At 69.9% G+C, this 16015-nt stretch carries 16 protein-coding genes and 1 tRNA gene; 12 read left to right on the top strand and 5 right to left on the bottom strand.

Annotation, left to right across the window (positions count from 1 at the left end; genetic code table 11):
• Positions 1–4: 4 nt before the first annotated feature.
• The 4 genes from ACYVK3_RS02060 to ACYVK3_RS02045 all read right to left on the bottom strand — a co-directional run bounded on the left by ACYVK3_RS02060 (position 5) and on the right by ACYVK3_RS02045 (position 4270).
• Positions 5–1666, bottom strand: coding sequence for an alkaline phosphatase D family protein (locus ACYVK3_RS02060; RefSeq protein WP_460495573.1), 1662 nt, complete (start codon positions 1664–1666; stop codon positions 5–7).
• A gap of 205 nt (positions 1667–1871) precedes the next feature.
• On the bottom strand, positions 1872–2516 hold the full coding sequence (locus ACYVK3_RS02055) for a hypothetical protein (protein ID WP_460495572.1): 645 nt from the start codon (positions 2514–2516) through the stop codon (positions 1872–1874).
• Between the two features lie 123 nt (positions 2517–2639).
• The gene (locus ACYVK3_RS02050; protein ID WP_460495571.1) at positions 2640–3482 is read right to left on the bottom strand and encodes a hypothetical protein; all 843 of its coding nucleotides are present in this window, start codon (positions 3480–3482) and stop codon (positions 2640–2642) included.
• 26 nt (positions 3483–3508) lie between these two features.
• Positions 3509–4270, bottom strand: coding sequence for a Clp protease/crotonase-like domain-containing protein (locus ACYVK3_RS02045; protein WP_460495570.1), 762 nt, complete (start codon positions 4268–4270; stop codon positions 3509–3511).
• A 93-nt stretch (positions 4271–4363) separates the two neighbouring features.
• Between ACYVK3_RS02045 and hemW the strand changes: the two genes are divergently transcribed.
• The 12 genes from hemW (at position 4364) to ACYVK3_RS01985 (ending at position 14675) form a co-directional block, all read left to right on the top strand.
• Positions 4364–5527, top strand: a complete 1164-nt coding sequence (hemW, locus tag ACYVK3_RS02040; RefSeq protein WP_460495608.1) for a coproporphyrinogen-III oxidase family protein — start codon at positions 4364–4366, stop codon at positions 5525–5527.
• Between the two features lie 44 nt (positions 5528–5571).
• Positions 5572–6708, top strand: coding sequence for a CapA family protein (locus ACYVK3_RS02035; protein ID WP_460495569.1), 1137 nt, complete (start codon positions 5572–5574; stop codon positions 6706–6708).
• A 94-nt stretch (positions 6709–6802) separates the two neighbouring features.
• Positions 6803–7819, top strand: a complete 1017-nt coding sequence (gene hrcA, locus ACYVK3_RS02030) for an HrcA family transcriptional regulator (RefSeq protein WP_460495568.1) — start codon at positions 6803–6805, stop codon at positions 7817–7819.
• A gap of 21 nt (positions 7820–7840) precedes the next feature.
• On the top strand, positions 7841–8974 hold the full coding sequence (gene dnaJ, locus ACYVK3_RS02025) for a molecular chaperone DnaJ (RefSeq protein WP_460495567.1): 1134 nt from the start codon (positions 7841–7843) through the stop codon (positions 8972–8974).
• Positions 8975–8983: 9 nt separating this feature from the next.
• A complete protein-coding gene (locus ACYVK3_RS02020; RefSeq protein WP_460495566.1) occupies positions 8984–9706 on the top strand; it encodes an RsmE family RNA methyltransferase in 723 nt (240 codons plus the stop codon).
• Between the two features lie 178 nt (positions 9707–9884).
• Entirely contained in the window at positions 9885–10238 is a 354-nt protein-coding gene (locus ACYVK3_RS02015; RefSeq protein WP_460495565.1) for an HIT family protein, read from the top strand.
• 174 nt (positions 10239–10412) lie between these two features.
• On the top strand, positions 10413–11450 hold the full coding sequence (locus ACYVK3_RS02010; protein ID WP_460495564.1) for a PhoH family protein: 1038 nt from the start codon (positions 10413–10415) through the stop codon (positions 11448–11450).
• Positions 11428–11907: an rRNA maturation RNAse YbeY gene (gene ybeY, locus ACYVK3_RS02005; RefSeq protein WP_460495563.1), complete on the top strand. Its 480-nt coding sequence runs from the start codon at positions 11428–11430 to the stop codon at positions 11905–11907. The genes ACYVK3_RS02010 and ybeY overlap by 23 nt, the downstream gene beginning before the upstream one ends.
• 6 nt (positions 11908–11913) lie before the next feature.
• Entirely contained in the window at positions 11914–13227 is a 1314-nt protein-coding gene (locus ACYVK3_RS02000; RefSeq protein ID WP_460495562.1) for a hemolysin family protein, read from the top strand.
• Positions 13220–13558, top strand: coding sequence for a cytidine deaminase (locus ACYVK3_RS01995; RefSeq protein ID WP_460495561.1), 339 nt, complete (start codon positions 13220–13222; stop codon positions 13556–13558). The genes ACYVK3_RS02000 and ACYVK3_RS01995 overlap by 8 nt, the downstream gene beginning before the upstream one ends.
• Entirely contained in the window at positions 13551–14450 is a 900-nt protein-coding gene (era, locus tag ACYVK3_RS01990) for a GTPase Era (protein ID WP_460495560.1), read from the top strand. Before ACYVK3_RS01995 ends, era begins: the two co-directional genes overlap by 8 nt.
• A gap of 151 nt (positions 14451–14601) precedes the next feature.
• Positions 14602–14675: transfer RNA gene (locus ACYVK3_RS01985), tRNA-Met, on the top strand.
• A gap of 331 nt (positions 14676–15006) precedes the next feature.
• Here the strand turns inward: ACYVK3_RS01985 and ACYVK3_RS01980 are convergent.
• Positions 15007–15927 carry an alpha/beta fold hydrolase gene (locus tag ACYVK3_RS01980; protein ID WP_460495559.1) on the bottom strand — a complete coding sequence of 307 codons (921 nt, stop codon included), beginning with the start codon at positions 15925–15927 and terminating at the stop codon, positions 15007–15009.
• Positions 15928–16015 lie beyond the last annotated feature (88 nt).

Here is a 16015-nt window from a genome sequence, read left to right as displayed (position 1 = left end):
GGCCTCAGAGGCGGTCGTCGGCGTTCTCGTCGGAGCCGGCGAACGGGTCGTCCGACTTGGTCGACATCGTCGGCTCCACCGGCCGGTCGTAGGTCTGGTGCAGGGTCCGGTCCCCGTCGGCGACGGTGTAGGACCGCCGCGTGTACACCGGTCCGTCAGGCTCGGTCACGATCGGGACGACCTGGAAGTCGACGTCCATCTGCTCGGGCGTGATCGTCGTCTGGACGAACCCGCGCTGGGCGTTGCGGAACTTGATGTGCGGGTTGATCACGAGGGCGTCGTTGTCCTCCGGCACCGAGTCGACCCCGTTGCCGCCGGAGGTGATCGACGTGGTCACGAGCTCCACGCCGACCCGCTGCGAGTCCGGGTCGTCGAAGTCGGCGAGCAGCTCGGAGGCCCAGTGCGTGTGCACGTCCCCGGTGAGGACCACCGGGTTGCGCACGTCGGCGTCCCTCCAGCCCTGGATGATCCGCTCCCTGGAGGCGGTGTAGCCGTCCCAACCGTCCATGCTGGTGCGCTTGATCGGGCCGGCGTCGGCGTCGCGCTGGGCGAAGAAGACCTGCTGGCCGATGACGTCCCAGCGGGCCCGCGACGACTGGAAGCCCTCGACGAGCCAGTCTTCCTGGGCGTCGCCGGTGATCGAGCGCTTCTCGTCCCACGCCTCGGCGCAGTCGTTGTTCCAGCCGTCGCCGCAGGCCTGGTCGTCGCGGTACTGACGGGTGTCGAGCATGTGGAAGCGCACCAGCTCGCCCCACTCGACGCGGCGGTACAGCTGCATGTCGATGCCCTCCGGCACCGAGGAGCGCCGCAGCGGCATGTTCTCCCAGTACGCCTGGAAGGCCGCGGCCCGGCGCTCCAGGAAGTCCTCCGGGACCGGGGTCTCGGAGCCGGACTCGGGCACCTCGTCGGCCCAGTTGTTCTCGATCTCGTGGTCGTCCCAGACGACCAGCCACGGCGCGGCGGCGTGCGCGGCCTGGAGGTCCGCGTCGGTCTTGTACTGGGCGTGGCGCTGGCGGTAGTTCGCGAGGCTCACCGTCTCGGGGCCGTCGTGGTCGCGGACGTTCCCGTCGGGCGAGTTGTACACGTCCTTCTTGTACTCGTACTGGTAGTCGCCCAGGTGCAGCACCAGGTCCGGACGCGACTCGGCGAGGTGGCGGTAGGCGGTGAAGTAGCCGTGCTCGTACTGCGAGCAGGAGACGAACGACATCCGCAGCCGCTCGGGCATCGAGCCGGCGGCCGGGGCGGTGAGGGTGCGGCCGATGGGGGAGCGCCACCTGCCGGCCTTGAACCGGTAGTAGTACTCGCGGCCCGGCTCCAGGCCCGTCAGTTCGACGTGGACGCTGTGGCCCCATTCGGGACGGGCCGATTCGGTGCCGGAGGCGACGCGGCGGCGGAAGCGCTCGTCCCGGGCGACCTCCCACTTGACGTCGAAGGCGGCGTCGGGCATGCCGCCCATGCCGTCTTCGGCGAGCGGGTCGACGGCCAGGCGGGTCCACAGGACGAACCCGTCGGGGGCGGGGTCGCCTGAGGCGATGCCGAGATTGAACGGGTCGCGTTTGAGGGTGGCGTGGCGGCGCTCCTCGGCCCAGGCGGCGGAGGGGGCGGCGGCGGTGGCGGCAGCGGCGGCCGCCGAGGAGGCGAGCAGGATGCGGCGGGAGACGTGCATGGTGACCTCGCTTGGGGGAGTGAGCGGGTGGACTCACTCACCCCAGCAGGCGCGGTTGCATCGGTCACCACGCTCGGATAGCGCAGCGGTGAACCGGGGTCGAATAGTGACAAGGCGAATGCGGCGCCGGTAACCGGATCGAAAGCTCCCGCATCGGTTACCGCGCCGCATTCGGTGTCAATTGCACATTGGACGCATCGCGGCGCTAGCCGGCGGGCGGCTGCGGGCCCGGGCCGGGCGCCGGCGGCTGCTGCGGGTGGCCCTGCGGCCCGTAGCCCTGGGGCGGCTGTCCCTGGTGCGGCACGGGCTGCTGCTTGGGCCGATTGCCGGGCCGCGAGCGCAGCCATTGCTCCACTTCGGGCTGGAAGACCAGGAAGAACCCGGCGCCGACAGCGCCGAGCTTGGCGAGGCCGAGCAGCGCGCTGAGCGCGCCGTACCAGCCGATGCCCCACCCGCCGAAGAACCCGAAGAGCGAGAAGAACCCGAGGATGCCCAGGCCGATGTACAGGCCCACGCGGGGGTCGGCGGCGCCGAACACCCCGAGTCGCTCCTTGACGATGAACCACACCATCACGATCGACACGCCGTGGAAGACCAGGCCGACGATCCCGGTGGTGACGATGAAGCCGGTGGCCATCCACCACGGCGCGCTCGCCACGGCGATGATGGCGAGCAGCAGCATGAGGACCGAGGCGGCCATGTAGGCCCACAGGGCCTGGGTGAGCCAGTTGACCTTCTGCGGGCGATCCGGACTCGGCTTGACGCCCCATTCGGCGAGGGGGTCGGCGGCGCCCGGTGACGGGGAGGGGCCGGCGCCGTGCGCCCCGGAGGGCGGAGGGGGATAGGTCATGGTAATGCTCCTGATGGGCATGGGCAGGAAACGGACTGCTCACACTCTAGCGGTTTCCCTCCCGCGGCGAGGGGCGGACTTTTTCGACAATTCGGTGCGGGATAACGCAATTGGCGTCGTCGATCAGGCCGGCTCGGCCAGAACCACCCGAACGGTGGATGCATCCGCGGCGGCGGCCTCGGCCACTTCGCCCTCGGGCACGACCCAGCCGTCCTCGCCCGGCTGCCAGCGCATCCCGGCGTAGTCGATCGAGACGATCGCGAACTCGTATGACTTCGCGACCGCCCATGAGGCACGGTTCCATCCGGCGGCTTCGTCGTCGGCGTTGATGGTGACCGTCTGTCCGTCGACGCCGGACACCTCGGCGCCCCACTGGTAGGCGTACGCCTCGGCGAGCGCGGCGGCGTCGGTGGAGGTCTCCCGATGCTCCGGGGCGATGCACGACACGCCGGCCTCCTCGCCGCCGGCGAACGCGGCGGCGGCGACCGTCGCCTCGTCCACCCACTGGGCGTAGAGGTCGGGGTAGGCGCTGATCTGAACGGCCTGGGCGGCGTCGCCGATCTCCATCTCGCGCCAGCCGTCGGTGCGCCGCAGCTTCTCGTAGAACTTGAACGACGCGTACACGGGGTCGAGGATCTCCTCCTCAGTGCCCCAGCCGGCGCTGGGCCGCTGCTGGAACAGTCCGAGCGAGTCGTGGTCGCCGTAGTCGACGTTGGACAGCGTGGACTCCTGGAAGGCGGTGGCGATCGCGACCGTCACGGCGTGCTCGTCCATGCCGTCGCGCAGGCCGACGGCGGCGATGGTGGCGGCGTTGAAGGTCTGCTCGGCGCTCAGGTTCAGCGGCTCTTCGGCGTGGCCGATGTAGCAGCCGGTCGGCCTGGGGGAGAGCAGGTCGTCGACGGAGTCGCCGCAGCCGGCGGCGCCGACGACCAAGGCGAGCGAAACTAGCGCGGGGAGCGGTCGCAACGTGCCTCCGATCTGGTCAGTGCCCCCTAATGTACCCAGGAGGGCGAGGCCTTCTCAATGAACGAACGGACCCCTTCTCGGCCCTGTTCGGAGAAGAAGTACTCGGCCGTCAGGTCGGCCGCCGCACGCAGGTCGGCGCGGAGGGCGGCGTCGCCGGTGAGCTGCTTGATCCCGGCCTGGGCGGCCGGTCCTCCGGCCTTGAGCCGCTCGACCACGCCTTCCAGGACGGCGTCGGGCTCGTCGCTCGCGTAGGCGGTGAGCCCCCAGCAGCGGGCCTCTTCGGCGCCGAAGGCCTCGCCGGTGAGGAACAGCTCGCGCATCTTGCCGTCGGTGAGCTTGCGTGCCACGACCGGCGCGATGACGGCGGGCACGACCCCGAGGAGCACTTCGCTGAACGCCAGGCGCACGCCGGTGCCGGCGATGGCGATGTCGGCGGCGGCGAGCAGGCCCATGCCCCCGCCGCGCACCGCGCCGCGCGCGATCGCGACGACCGGCTTGGGCGCCTCGACGATGTCGGCGAGGGCCTCGGCCAGATGGGCCGCGGGCAGGTCCTCCGTCCGCTCGGCGCGGGCCGATTCGCCGAGGTCGGCTCCGGCGCAGAACACGGGGCCGGCGTGGTCGATCACGACCAGGCGGATGTCGTCGTCCGCCACGGCTCGGGACAGCGACGCGCGGAACCGCCCGATGAGCGCGGTCGAGAGCGCGTTGCGGCGGTCCGGGTCGTCGAGGGTAATCGTCGCCACCGCGCGGTCGGCGCGGTAGTCGATCAGTGCGTCGTCGGGTCTCACGCCAGTACCGTAGTCGGCGTGTCCTCCGAAGCCGAAGCCGGAGCCGCGTCAGCGGCGACCCGGAAGCACCGTGCCGCTGCCGCGCCCGCAGCGGTGATCGCCGACGCCGCGAACGCGCCCGAAGCCGCCCGCGAGGGCTTCGGGTTCTACGTGCACGTCCCGTTCTGCGTCTCGCGGTGCGGCTACTGCGACTTCAACACCTATACGGCCGCCGAACTCGGGGCCGGCGTTTCGCGGGAGACGTACGCCGCGATCGTGCGGGAGGAGATCCGGGCCGCCGCGAAGCGGTTCGACGCCCCGCCGAAGGTCGACACGGTCTTCTTCGGGGGCGGCACCCCGACCCTGCTGCCGGCCTCGGACCTGGCCGCGATCCTGGCGGAGATCGACGGCCGCTTCGGACTGGCTCCGGACGCGGAGGTCACGACCGAGGCCAACCCCGAGTCGGTCGACGCCGGCTACCTGGCCGAGCTGTTCGACGGCGGCTTCAACCGGCTGTCGGTCGGCATGCAGTCGATCGCCCCGCACGTGCTCAAGGTGCTCGACCGCGAGCACTCCCCGGCGAAGGCCCTCGCCGCCGTGGAGCACGCCCGCGCGGCCGGGTTCGAACACGTGAGCCTCGACCTGATCTACGGCACGCCAGGCGAGACCAAGGCCGACTTCGCCGCCAGTCTCAAGGCCGCCGTCGACTCCGGGGTCGACCACGTCTCGGCCTATTCGCTCATCGTCGAGGACGGCACCCAGCTGGCGCGCCGCATCCGCCGGGGCCTGGTGCCCCAGCCGTCCGACGACGTGGCCGCCGACCGCTACCTCGACGCTGAGGCGGCGCTGAGCGACGCGGGATTCTCCTGGTACGAGGTCTCCAACTGGGCCAAGACGCCCGAGGCCCGCTGCCGCCACAACCTCCTGTACTGGGAGGGCGGGCACTGGTGGGGCGCGGGGCCCGGCGCCCACTCGCACCTGCCGGGCCTGCGCTGGTGGAACCACAAGCACCCCTCCACATACGCGAGTGCTCTCGCGGCGGGCATACCGCTCGCCGGGCATGAAACCCTCTCAGAGGATGACCGCTACCTGGAGAGAGTGATGCTCCGGACTCGTCTCAGCGGCGGGCTGCCGGTATCGTTGCTGCGTACTAATGGCGCGGCGGCCGCACTGCAGGTCGTCGCCGACGGCCTCGCCGTCATCGAGGGCGGCCGCCTGCTCCTCACCCTCCAAGGCCGCCTGCTCGCCGACGCAGTTGTGAGGCAGCTCACTACCTGACGGCTATAGCCCGAAAGCCCCCGAAAAGCCGGAGCCTGAAATACATGAACACCGTGTTCCACAAGCGCCACACCCTCGCCCGCCGCGGCCTGCTCATCGGCGCCGCCGGCGTCGCCGCCACCGCCGCCTGCTCCGAAGAGGAGCCCGAACCGGTCGACGACGGCGGTGGCGCAGGCGCGGCGGAGGAGACGCCCTCCGCATCGCCCTCGCCCGAGCCGCCCCGCTCGATCGACATCACCCACGTCGGCGACACCATGCCCGGCTCCTACCCGAACCAGATGGCGGCCGACGAGGGCGCGAGCTTCTTCGACGGGGTCCGCGAAGAACTCACCGGCGACCTGGTCATCGCCAACCTCGAAGGCGCGCTGTCCACGCTCGAGTTCGACAAGTGCGGCGGCGGCACCTGCATCTACTTCCGCCTGCCCCCGGAGTACGCCCAGGTGTTCGCCGACGCCGGCATCGACGTGCTCAACCAGGCCAACAACCACGGCTGGGACGCCGGCCCCGACGGCGCGGTCGAGACCCAGAACGCCGTGCGCGACGCCGGCATGGAGATCACCGGCATCAAGGACGAGGTCGCCTACTTCGAGGCCGAGAACGGGCTCACCGTCGGCATCGTCGGCTTCGCGCCCTACTCCTTCTACACCGACGTGCGCGACCTCGACGCGGTCGCCGCGCTGGTCTCCGAGGCCAAGTCGCAGGCCGACCTCGTCGTCGCCACCGCCCACCTCGGCGCCGAGGGCTCGGACCAGCTCCACACCCCCGAAGGCACCGAGACCTACTACGGCGAGGACCGCGGCGACACCCGGGCGTTCGCCCGCACCTGCGTCGACGCCGGCGCCGACCTCGTCGTCGGCCACGGCCCGCACGTGCTGCGCGGCATGGAGCTCTACAACGGCAAACTCATCGCCTACTCGCTGGGCAACTTCGGCGGCGGGCAGATGCTGTTCTCCACCGACGGTCCGCTCGGCGTCTCCGCGATCCTCAAGGTCACCCTGAGCGAGGGGGGCGTCCTCGAAGGCGGCTCGATCGTGCCCACCCTCCTGGACGACGGCAACGGCTACCCGCGGCTCGACCCGAACGGCGAGGCGATCGGCACGATCAACGACCTCGCCGGCGACTTCGGCGACGCGGCGGTGACGATCGGCGACGACGGCGCTCTCGTCCTCCCGGGTGCCTGAGGCCACACGTAGACTGGCACTCTGAAGCCGGGAGTGCCAAACTTGAGTCCAGTCGGATACAGGCATGACGCGAGAACGAAGGGACGTGGCAGCGATGGACGATCGCAAACTCGAAGTGCTGCGTGCCATCGTCGAGGACTATGTCGCCACGCAGGAGCCGGTCGGGTCGAAGACCGTGGCCCAGCGCCACGCGCTCGGCGTCTCGGCCGCCACCATCCGCAACGACATGGCCTTCCTCGAGGAGGCCGGGTACATCCACCAGCCGCACACCTCCGCCGGCAGGATCCCCACCGACAAGGGCTACCGCCTGTTCGTCGACCGGCTCGGCAAGATCAAGCCGCTCTCGGCCGCCGAGCGGCGCGCCGTGCACCGCTTCCTCGCCGAGGCCATCGACCTCGACGACGTCGTCACTCGAACGGTGCGGCTGCTGTCGCAGCTGACCCACCAGGTCGCCGTGGTCCAGTACCCGAGCCTGAACCGGTCCACGGTCCGCCACCTCGAGCTCGTCGCACTCGCCCCCCAGCGGGTCATGCTCGTCATGATCACCGACACCGGGCGGGTCGAGCAGCGCCAACTGGAACTGCCCACCGAACTCGCCGAAGACGACGTGCTCGAGCTGCGCCGGCTCATCAACGAACAGCTGCAAGGCAAACCGCTCACCGACGCCCCGAGGATCATCGCCGACCTGTCCGAACTGGCCAGGCCCGAACTCAAGAGCTCGGCCTCCTCCCTGGCGCGCGTGCTGCTGGACACCGTCGTCTCCCGCACCGACGAGCGCATCGCGGTCGCCGGCGCGGCGAACCTCACCCGCCACACGGCCTACTTCGCCGGCTCGCTGCGATCCATCCTCGAAGCGCTGGAAGAGGAAGTGGTCCTCATGCAGCTGCTCGGCCGGGCCGACTCCGGTCCGCTGCTGACCGTGCGCATCGGCGACGAGAACGAGATCGACGACTTCCGCGAGACCGCAGTGGTCACCGCCGGGTACGGTCCAGGAGCCGTCGTCGGCCACATGGGCGTCCTGGGCCCCACCCGCATGGACTACCCGGGCACGATCGCGGCCGTGCGGGCCGTGGCACGCTACGTATCAGAGATTTTGGAACAGAACCGCTGACAAGGGACTATGAGAGCGCACGTGGCTAAGGACTACTACGGCATCCTCGGTGTCGACAAGAACGCCTCCGAGGACGACCTCAAGAAGGCGTACCGGAAACTGGCGCGCAAGTACCACCCCGACGTCAGCGAGGAACCGGACGCCGGCGAGCGGCTCCAAGAGATCAACGCCGCGTTCGAGGTCCTCATGGACCCGCAGAAGCGCGCCATCGTCGACGCCGGCGGCGACCCGTACGACCGGATGGCCGGCGGCGGGCAGGGCGCGCCGTTCATGGGCTTCGAGGACATCATGGACGCCTTCTTCGGCGGCTCCATGGGCGGCTTCGGGCGCCGCGGGCCCCGCTCGCGCACCCGCCCCGGCAACGACGCGCTCCTGCGCCTCGACCTCGACCTCGAAGAGGTCGCCTTCGGCACCGAGTCCACCCTGACCGTCGACACCGCGATCCTGTGCGACGAGTGCGACGGCAGCTGCACCGAGGGCACCGCCGAACCCCAGACGTGCACCACCTGCGGCGGCACCGGCGAGGTCCAGGTCGTGCAGCGCACGATCCTCGGCCAGGTCCGCACCGCCCGCCCCTGCTCGGCGTGCTCCGGCTACGGCACCATCATCACCGACCCGTGCCGCAAGTGCGGCGGCGAAGGCCGCGTCCGCTCCCGGCGCCGCATCACCGTCAAGGTGCCCGCCGGCGTCGAAGACGGCATGCGCATCCGCCTCTCCGGCGAAGGCGAGGTCGGCCCCGGCGGCGGCCCCGCCGGCGACCTCTACGTCGAGGTCCACGAGAAGCCCCACGAGGTCTTCACCCGCGAAGGCTCCGACCTGCACTGCCGCGTCCGCGTCCCGATGACGCAGGCGGCCCTCGGCACCAAGCTCAACGTCCACACCCTCGACGACCAGGTCGAGGTCGAGGTCGTCCCGGGCACCCAGCCGGGCACCGTGAAGAAGGTGCGCGGCCAGGGCGTCCCGAGACTCCGCGGCGGCGGCGCCCGCGGCGACCTGTACGTCGAACTCGACGTGCGCACGCCCACCAAGATCGACACCGAGCAGGAAGAACTGCTCAAGAAGCTCGCCACGCTCCGCGACGAGGAGATCAGGGAGGTTAAATCAGGGTCGGGTTTTTTCTCCCGAATGCGTGACGCGTTCAACGGTCACGCATAGACTCCCGCAGTGGATTCGGTCTTCCTCGTCGACGCCCTCCCCGAGGGCGCCGGCCTCGTCCTCGACGGCCCCGAAGGACACCACGCCGCCGACGTCCAGCGCATCCGGCCCGGTGAGACGCTGACGCTCTCCGACGGCGCCGGCCACCTGGCCCGCGCCCGCGTCGCCGGTGCCGAACGCGGCAGCCTCGCCCTGGAGATCCTCGAGCGGCACACCGTCCCCGACCCCGAGCCGAGACTCACCGTCGTCCAGGCCCTGCCCAAAGGCGACCGCGGCGAGCGGGCCGTCCAGATGCTCACCGAGATCGGCGTCGACGAGATCGTCCCCTGGGCCGCCTCCCGCTCGATCACCCAGTGGAAGGGCCCGCGCGGCGACAAGGCCCGCGGCAAATGGGTCGCCACCGCCCGCGAGGCCACCAAGCAGGCCCGCCGCGCCCACCTCGCGCGCGTGGCCGAACTCCACACCACCAAGCAGCTCCTCGCCCGCCTGAGAGCGGCGACGCAAGTCCTCGTCCTGCACGAGGAGGCGACGCTCCCGCTCTCGAAGGCGGAGCTCGCCGAGAACGGGGAGATCGCGGTCGTCATCGGCCCCGAGGGCTCCATCAGCCCCGACGAGCTCGCCGCGCTCGCCGAGTTCGGCGAGCCGATCCGCTTGGGCCGGACCGTCCTGCGCACCTCCACCGCCGGACCCGCCGCGCTCGCGGTCCTCCAGGCACGCCTCGGCCGCTGGTAGCCACCCGTTCGGCGGACTGCCGGTCCACTGCGGGTTCGATACGATCAGTGCGCTTCCAGGTCACCATCCTCGACACCGAACTGACCGACCAGGTCGCAGAGAACACCGCCAGCACCTCCTGGGCCGATGTCCGGTTCGAATGACCGGTCCGCCTTCGGCGGCCACTAGGATCGGCGGTATGAGCGACAACGACTGCCTGTTCTGCAAGATCGTCGCGGGCGACATCCCCGCCAAGCAGGTCCGCCGGACCGAGCGGGTCCTCGCCTTCCGCGACATCAACCCCAAGGCCCCGACACACGTCCTGGTCATCCCCCTCGACCATCACGCCACCGTCGCCGACATGGTCCGCGCCGACCCCGAACTGGCCGCCGAGGTCCTCGCCGTCGCCGCCGACGTCGCCGACGAGGAGGGCGTCGCCGACTCCGGCTGGCGCCTGCTCGTCAACTCCGGGCCGAACTCGGGCCAAGAGGTCTTCCACGTGCATCTCCACGTGTTCGGCGGCAAACCGCTCGGGCCGATGCTCTCCGATTGAAATCACCCCGGGTAATGGATTACTCGTTGTCCTTTGTCCCGAGCTGGATCTACCATTGAGGGACCACCACGCGGCCGGTGCACGGCCGCCGTTCAACTCCAGAGCCGAGACTCGGCTCGACAGCATCGCCAAGTATGGGAAGCAGGTGGCGAACAGCCCGGAAGGGCGAAGCCTATGACCGACCGCTCCACGCAAACCGGCCAGATCACCTCGACGATCACCGTCGCCGACCAGCGGGCGCTCATGGCCCTGCTCGGCAACGCGGACGAGAACCTCCGCTACATCGAGCGCCTGAATCCGGGCGTTGATCTGCACGTCCGCGGCGACACCATCACCATCACCGGCGTCAACGGCAAGGCACACGCCGCCGAACGACTCGTGAAGGAGCTCCTCGCGTTGATCGAGAACGGCGAGAGCGTCGATCCCGACATCATCAGGCGCACCGAGAACATGATCGAGGCCGCCCCGTCCGAGCGGCCGGTGGACGTGCTGACGCACAACATCGTCTCCCGCCGCGGCAAGACGATCCGGCCCAAGACGCTCGGCCAGAAGCGCTACGTCGAGGCCATCGACGAGCACACCATCGTCTTCGGGATCGGCCCGGCCGGCACCGGCAAGACCTACCTGGCCATGGCCAAGGCCGTCCAGGCCCTCCAGGCCAAGGAGGTCAACCGGATCATCCTGACCAGGCCCGCCGTCGAGGCCGGCGAGAAGCTCGGCTTCCTGCCCGGCACCCTCGGCGAGAAGATCGACCCGTACCTGCGCCCGCTCTACGACGCGCTGCACGACATGCTCGACCCCGGCTCCATCCCCAAGCTCATGGAGTCCGGCACCATCGAGGTCGCGCCCCTGGCGTACATGAGGGGTCGTACACTTAATGATGCATTTATCATTCTCGATGAGGCGCAGAACACCACGCCCGAGCAGATGAAGATGTTCCTCACGCGGCTCGGCTTCGGCTCCCAGATCGTCGTCACCGGCGACGTCACCCAGGTCGACCTGCCCGGCTCGACCACTTCGGGCCTGCGGGTCGTGCGCGAGATCCTCGAAGGCGTCGAAGACGTGTACTTCGCCCAGCTCTCGGCCAAGGACGTCGTCAGGCACCAGCTGGTCAGCGATATCGTGACCGCCTACGAGAAGTGGGACGCCAAGAAGGGCGACCCCAGGGACAACAGGCATCGGGGAAACAGTGGGCATCGAGATCATCAATGAGTCCGGCAGCGAGGTCGACGAGGCGGGCATCACCGCCGTCGCCGCCTTCGCGCTCACCGAGATGGGCGTCAACCCGCTCGCCGAGCTCTCGGTCCTCATCGTCGACCTCGAGCACATGACCGAGCTCAATCGGCGCTGGATGGGCGGCACCGGGCCCACCGACGTCCTCTCCTTCCCGATGGACGACGCCATGCCCAGCCGGCCCGACTCCACCGAGCCGACCACCCCGATCCTCGGCGACCTCGTGCTCTCGCCCGACGTCGCCGAGTCCCAGGCCGAGGAGGCCGGGCACTCCACCCGGGACGAGCTGCACATGCTCACCGTCCACGGGGTGCTCCACATCCTCGGCTACGACCACGCCGAACCCGAGCAGGCCAAGGAGATGTTCGGCCTGCAGAACCGGTTGCTCGAAGCCTGGCGCGTCAAACGACGAGCGGCGCAGAGCGCGGAGAGTTAGGACCCGATGGGCTTCGCCTACACGCTGCTGGCCACAGCGATCGCACTCGTCTTCGTCGCCGGCCTCGCCGCCATGCTCGACGCGGCGCTCACCACCGTCTCGCCGGCCCGCTCGGCCGAACTCGCCGAGCAGCACCGGCGTGGCGCCGCGGCCCTCGTGCGCATCACCGAGGACCTCCCCAGACACCTGAACCTGCTCATCCTGCTGCGCGTCGCCTCGGAGGCCACCGCGATAGCGCTCGTGGCGGTGTTCGCGTTCAACAACTGGGACTCCTCGTGGTTCGCCGTCGGCGTCGCCGCCGCGATCATGACGATCGTCTCGTTCGTCGCCATGGGAGTCGGGCCGCGCACCCTCGGCCGCCAGCACGCCTACCCGATCGCGCTGGCCTGCGCCGGCCCGGTCTACCTCCTCGGCACCGCGCTCGGGCCGCTCGCCCGGCTGCTCATCCTGGTGGCCAACGCGGTCACGCCGGGGAAGGGCTTCCGCGAGGGCCCGTTCGCCACCTCGCAGGTCGAGATCCGCGAGATGGTCGACGCCGCCGAAGCCTCCGGCACGGTCGACCACGACGAGCGCGACATGATCGAGTCGGTCTTCGCGCTCGGCGACACCGTCGCCCGCGAGGTCATGGTGCCGCGCACCGCGATGGTGTGGGTGCCGGCCGACGTCTCGGCAGAGGAGGCCAAGCAGGTCGCCCTGCGCTCGGGCTTCTCGCGCATCCCCGTCGTCGGCGAGGACCTCGACGACGTCCGCGGCGTCGCCTACCTCAAGGACCTCGCCCGCCTCGAAGGCGTCAACCCGCCCGTGGCCGAGGTGATGCGCTCGGTCTCGTTCGTGCCCGACTCCAAGCCGGTCGACGACCTGCTGCGGGAGATGCAGACCGCACGCATCCACATCGCCATGGTCGTCGACGAGTACGGCGGCACCGCCGGCCTGGTCACCATCGAGGACATCCTCGAGGAGATCGTCGGCGAGATCACCGACGAGTACGACAACGAACTGCCGCCCGTCGCCTGGCTCGACGACCGCTCCGCGCGCGTCACCGCCCGGCTGTCCGTGGACGACCTCGCCGAGCTGTTCGACATCGACGCGATCGAGGTCGACGTCGACACCGTCGCCGGACTGCTCGCCCACGAGCTGGGGAAGGTGCCGCTCGCCGGTGACCGGGCCGTCCTGGCCGGGCTGGAACTCACCGCGGAGGGTACCGTTGGCCGCCGCAACCGCATCGAGACGGTGCGCGTCTCCCGCCTGCCCGAGGCCGACGACACCGCCGAGCCCGGAGCGGCATCCACGAACGATGAGAGGCACAAGATCAATGTCTGACCTGACCGTCGAAGCACTCGACGCCGAGGACGCGAAGCTCGTCACGCTCGCCCGGGGGGCGGCAGGACGAGTCCAGCAGCCCTCCGGCGCCGCTGTCCGAGACGGCATCGGCCGCACCTACGCCTCGGCGGCCGTCGAGCTCCCGTCGCTGCGCCTGAGCGCGCTCCAAGCGGCCGTGGCCCAGGCGTTCGCCGCCGGGGCCGACACCCTCGAAGCGGCGGTGGTCTTCGGCGCCGAGTCCGACGAGGAGGGCCTCCGGGCCGCCCGCGACCTCGCCGAGGGCGTGGTCGTCTACTCGGTCATCCGCAAAGAGGTGACCCGCCTTGTCTGACGACAACTTCCACGCCGGATTCGCCTGCTTCATCGGCCGTCCCAACGCGGGCAAGTCGACGCTCACGAACGCGATCATGGGACAGAAGATCGCGATCACCTCGAACCGCCCGCAGACCACGCGCCACGTCGTGCGCGCCATCCTGCACCGGCCCGAATCCCAGCTCATCCTCGTCGACACCCCTGGTCTCCACCGGCCGCGCACCCTCCTCGGCGAGCGGCTCAACGACCTGGTGCGCCAGACCTGGTCCGAAGTCGACGTCATCGGACTGTGCCTGCCGGCCAACGAGAAGCCCGGCCCCGGCGACCGGTACATCGCCGGCGAGATCAAGGCCCTGCGGGCCAAGGTCGTCGCCGTGGTCACCAAGATCGACCTGGTGAGCAAGGACGCGCTCGTGCGGCACCTGACGAACGTCGCCGAACTGGCCGACTTCGCCGACGTCGTACCCGTCTCGGCCAAGACCGGCGAGAACCTCGACGAGCTCGTCAAGGTGCTCTCCGGGCACCTGCCCACTTCGCCGCAGCTGTACCCGGACGGGATGCTCACCGAGGAGCCCGAGCGGGTCATGATCGCCGAGCTCATCCGCGAGGCCGCCCTCGAAGGCGTCCGCGACGAGCTGCCCCACTCCATCGCCGTCGTCATCGAGGACATCGAGGACGAGGAGTCCGAGGGCGGGCCGCGCAAGAAGATCTGGGCCGAGATCTACGTCGAGCGCGCCAGCCAGAAGGGCATCATCATCGGCAAGGGCGGCGATCGCCTCAAGCGCGTCGGCACCAAGGCCCGCAAGGGCATCGCCCAGCTCATCGACAGCCGCGTCTACCTCGACCTGCACGTGCGGGTCGCCAAGGACTGGCAGCGGGACCCGAAGATGCTCGAACGGCTCGGGTTCTGAGGCCTCGGAGCGGCGTTTCGCACTCGCGTGCGGCGTCTGGTCCACGCGTGCGCACGGTTTGCGCACGGGCGCGCACACATGCGTAGTGACCCCACTCACCGAACCCTCCCTTGCAGCCCCATTCCGGCATGATGTACGCTTAATTCATCGACGCGGGATAGAGCAGCTCGGTAGCTCGCCAGGCTCATAACCTGGAGGTCGGTGGTTCAAATCCGCCTCCCGCTACTACGAAACACCAGGTAGAAACCCGGTTTCCTCGAAAGAGGGGGCCGGGTTTTTCCATACCTGTTGCTCGTTCGTTGCTCGGACGAACCATGAATCCCCGGCACCCCGCGTGAAGGGCATACTCGCGAGCTCATGATCGACCGTGTTCGTACCGCGCCACATTCCTCCCGTCGACGTGGCTCCGCCGATTGATGACGACGGCTTCCTCGAACTCGGCCGGGGAAGGTCGTGGGTCTTCGCATCAGCAGCACCGAGGGATCGTCGAACTCGCTACCGCATCATCTGCCGGCGGCTCACCGAGGCGTGAGCGGCGTCGTGGCGCGGGGTCGGCTCAGGCGGCCAGGAGGTCGCCGCAGAAGGAGATCACGGCGCGGTTGACGATTTCGGGCCGTTCCCAGGGCATGAAGTGTCCGGCGCCCTTGATCCAGAACGGCCCGACCGCTGCCGGGAAGGCGATGGCGCACTTCTCTTCGAGGTGGTCGCCGAGGGTCACCTGCTCGGCGCCGACGAGGATCAGGGTTCGGTGGGGGACCGGGCGGTCGGTCATCTCCGGAGCGGAGAGCTTCCTGGTGCCCATGACGACCTCGTAGTCGGCGAAGGCCGCGCGCAACCGGTCGGCGTTCCCGTAGGGCTCGGTCAGGTATGCCAGGTCGTCCTCGCCGAACGCGTCGGGCGGGCACCACATGCGGTGGCCGAAGAACTCGGCGATGTACCGTCGGCGCCGCTCGGGCGTGTCCAGTTCGGCGACCAGGGCATCGGCGTGGAGCCCTTGGCGGCGTTGGTAGTCGTACACGGCGGGCTTGGGCCGTCCGACCGGGATGCCGGCGGCGGTGAACGCGTCGTCGAGCTCGGGCATGGAGTCGTCGAGGATGACCAGGCGGTCGACCAGGCCGGGGTGGCGGGTCGCCATGTCGATGGCGATCATCGCGCCCAGGTCGTGCCCGGCCACTACGGCCCGCTCCCATCCGAGTGCGTCGAACAGCCCGGTCAGGTCGGTGTTGAACGCGTTGAAGTCGTAGCACTCGTCGGGCGCGAAATCGGAGTCGCCGTAGCCGCGGAGGTCCGCTGCGACCACGTCGAATCCCGCTTCGGCCAAGGGAATCAGATTGTGCGACCAGATCCTGCTGGTGCACGGGAATCCGTGGACGAGCAGCAGCGGCACACCGCCGTGCCCGCGGCGGCGCACCGCCAGGCGATGCCCCTGGCCGACTTCGACCATCACGGGCGCGACCACTTCAGCAGGAAGAACCATGCCCTATGGGTACACCATTCCCGCATCAGTCGATACCGCAACCACCCTCGCCGCGACCCATTTACGCCACTGCCCGACGCCTGAAACG

The sequence above is a fragment of the Glycomyces tarimensis genome (assembly GCF_054776215.1).
This window is presented reverse-complemented; position numbering and strand designations above follow the sequence as displayed.

Coding starts and splice junctions, on each gene's coding strand:
- ACYVK3_RS02060 (WP_460495573.1), bottom strand. CDS start 1,666: ATGCACGTCTCCCGCCGCATCCTGCTCGCCTCCTCGGCGGCCGCCGCT.
- ACYVK3_RS02055 (WP_460495572.1), bottom strand. CDS start 2,516: ATGACCTATCCCCCTCCGCCCTCCGGGGCGCACGGCGCCGGCCCCTCC.
- ACYVK3_RS02035 (WP_460495569.1), top strand. CDS start 5,572: ATGAACACCGTGTTCCACAAGCGCCACACCCTCGCCCGCCGCGGCCTG.
- hrcA (WP_460495568.1), top strand. CDS start 6,803: ATGGACGATCGCAAACTCGAAGTGCTGCGTGCCATCGTCGAGGACTAT.
- ACYVK3_RS02015 (WP_460495565.1), top strand. CDS start 9,885: ATGAGCGACAACGACTGCCTGTTCTGCAAGATCGTCGCGGGCGACATC.
- ACYVK3_RS02010 (WP_460495564.1), top strand. CDS start 10,413: ATGACCGACCGCTCCACGCAAACCGGCCAGATCACCTCGACGATCACC.
- ACYVK3_RS02000 (WP_460495562.1), top strand. CDS start 11,914: ATGGGCTTCGCCTACACGCTGCTGGCCACAGCGATCGCACTCGTCTTC.
- ACYVK3_RS01995 (WP_460495561.1), top strand. CDS start 13,220: ATGTCTGACCTGACCGTCGAAGCACTCGACGCCGAGGACGCGAAGCTC.
- ACYVK3_RS01980 (WP_460495559.1), bottom strand. CDS start 15,927: ATGGTTCTTCCTGCTGAAGTGGTCGCGCCCGTGATGGTCGAAGTCGGC.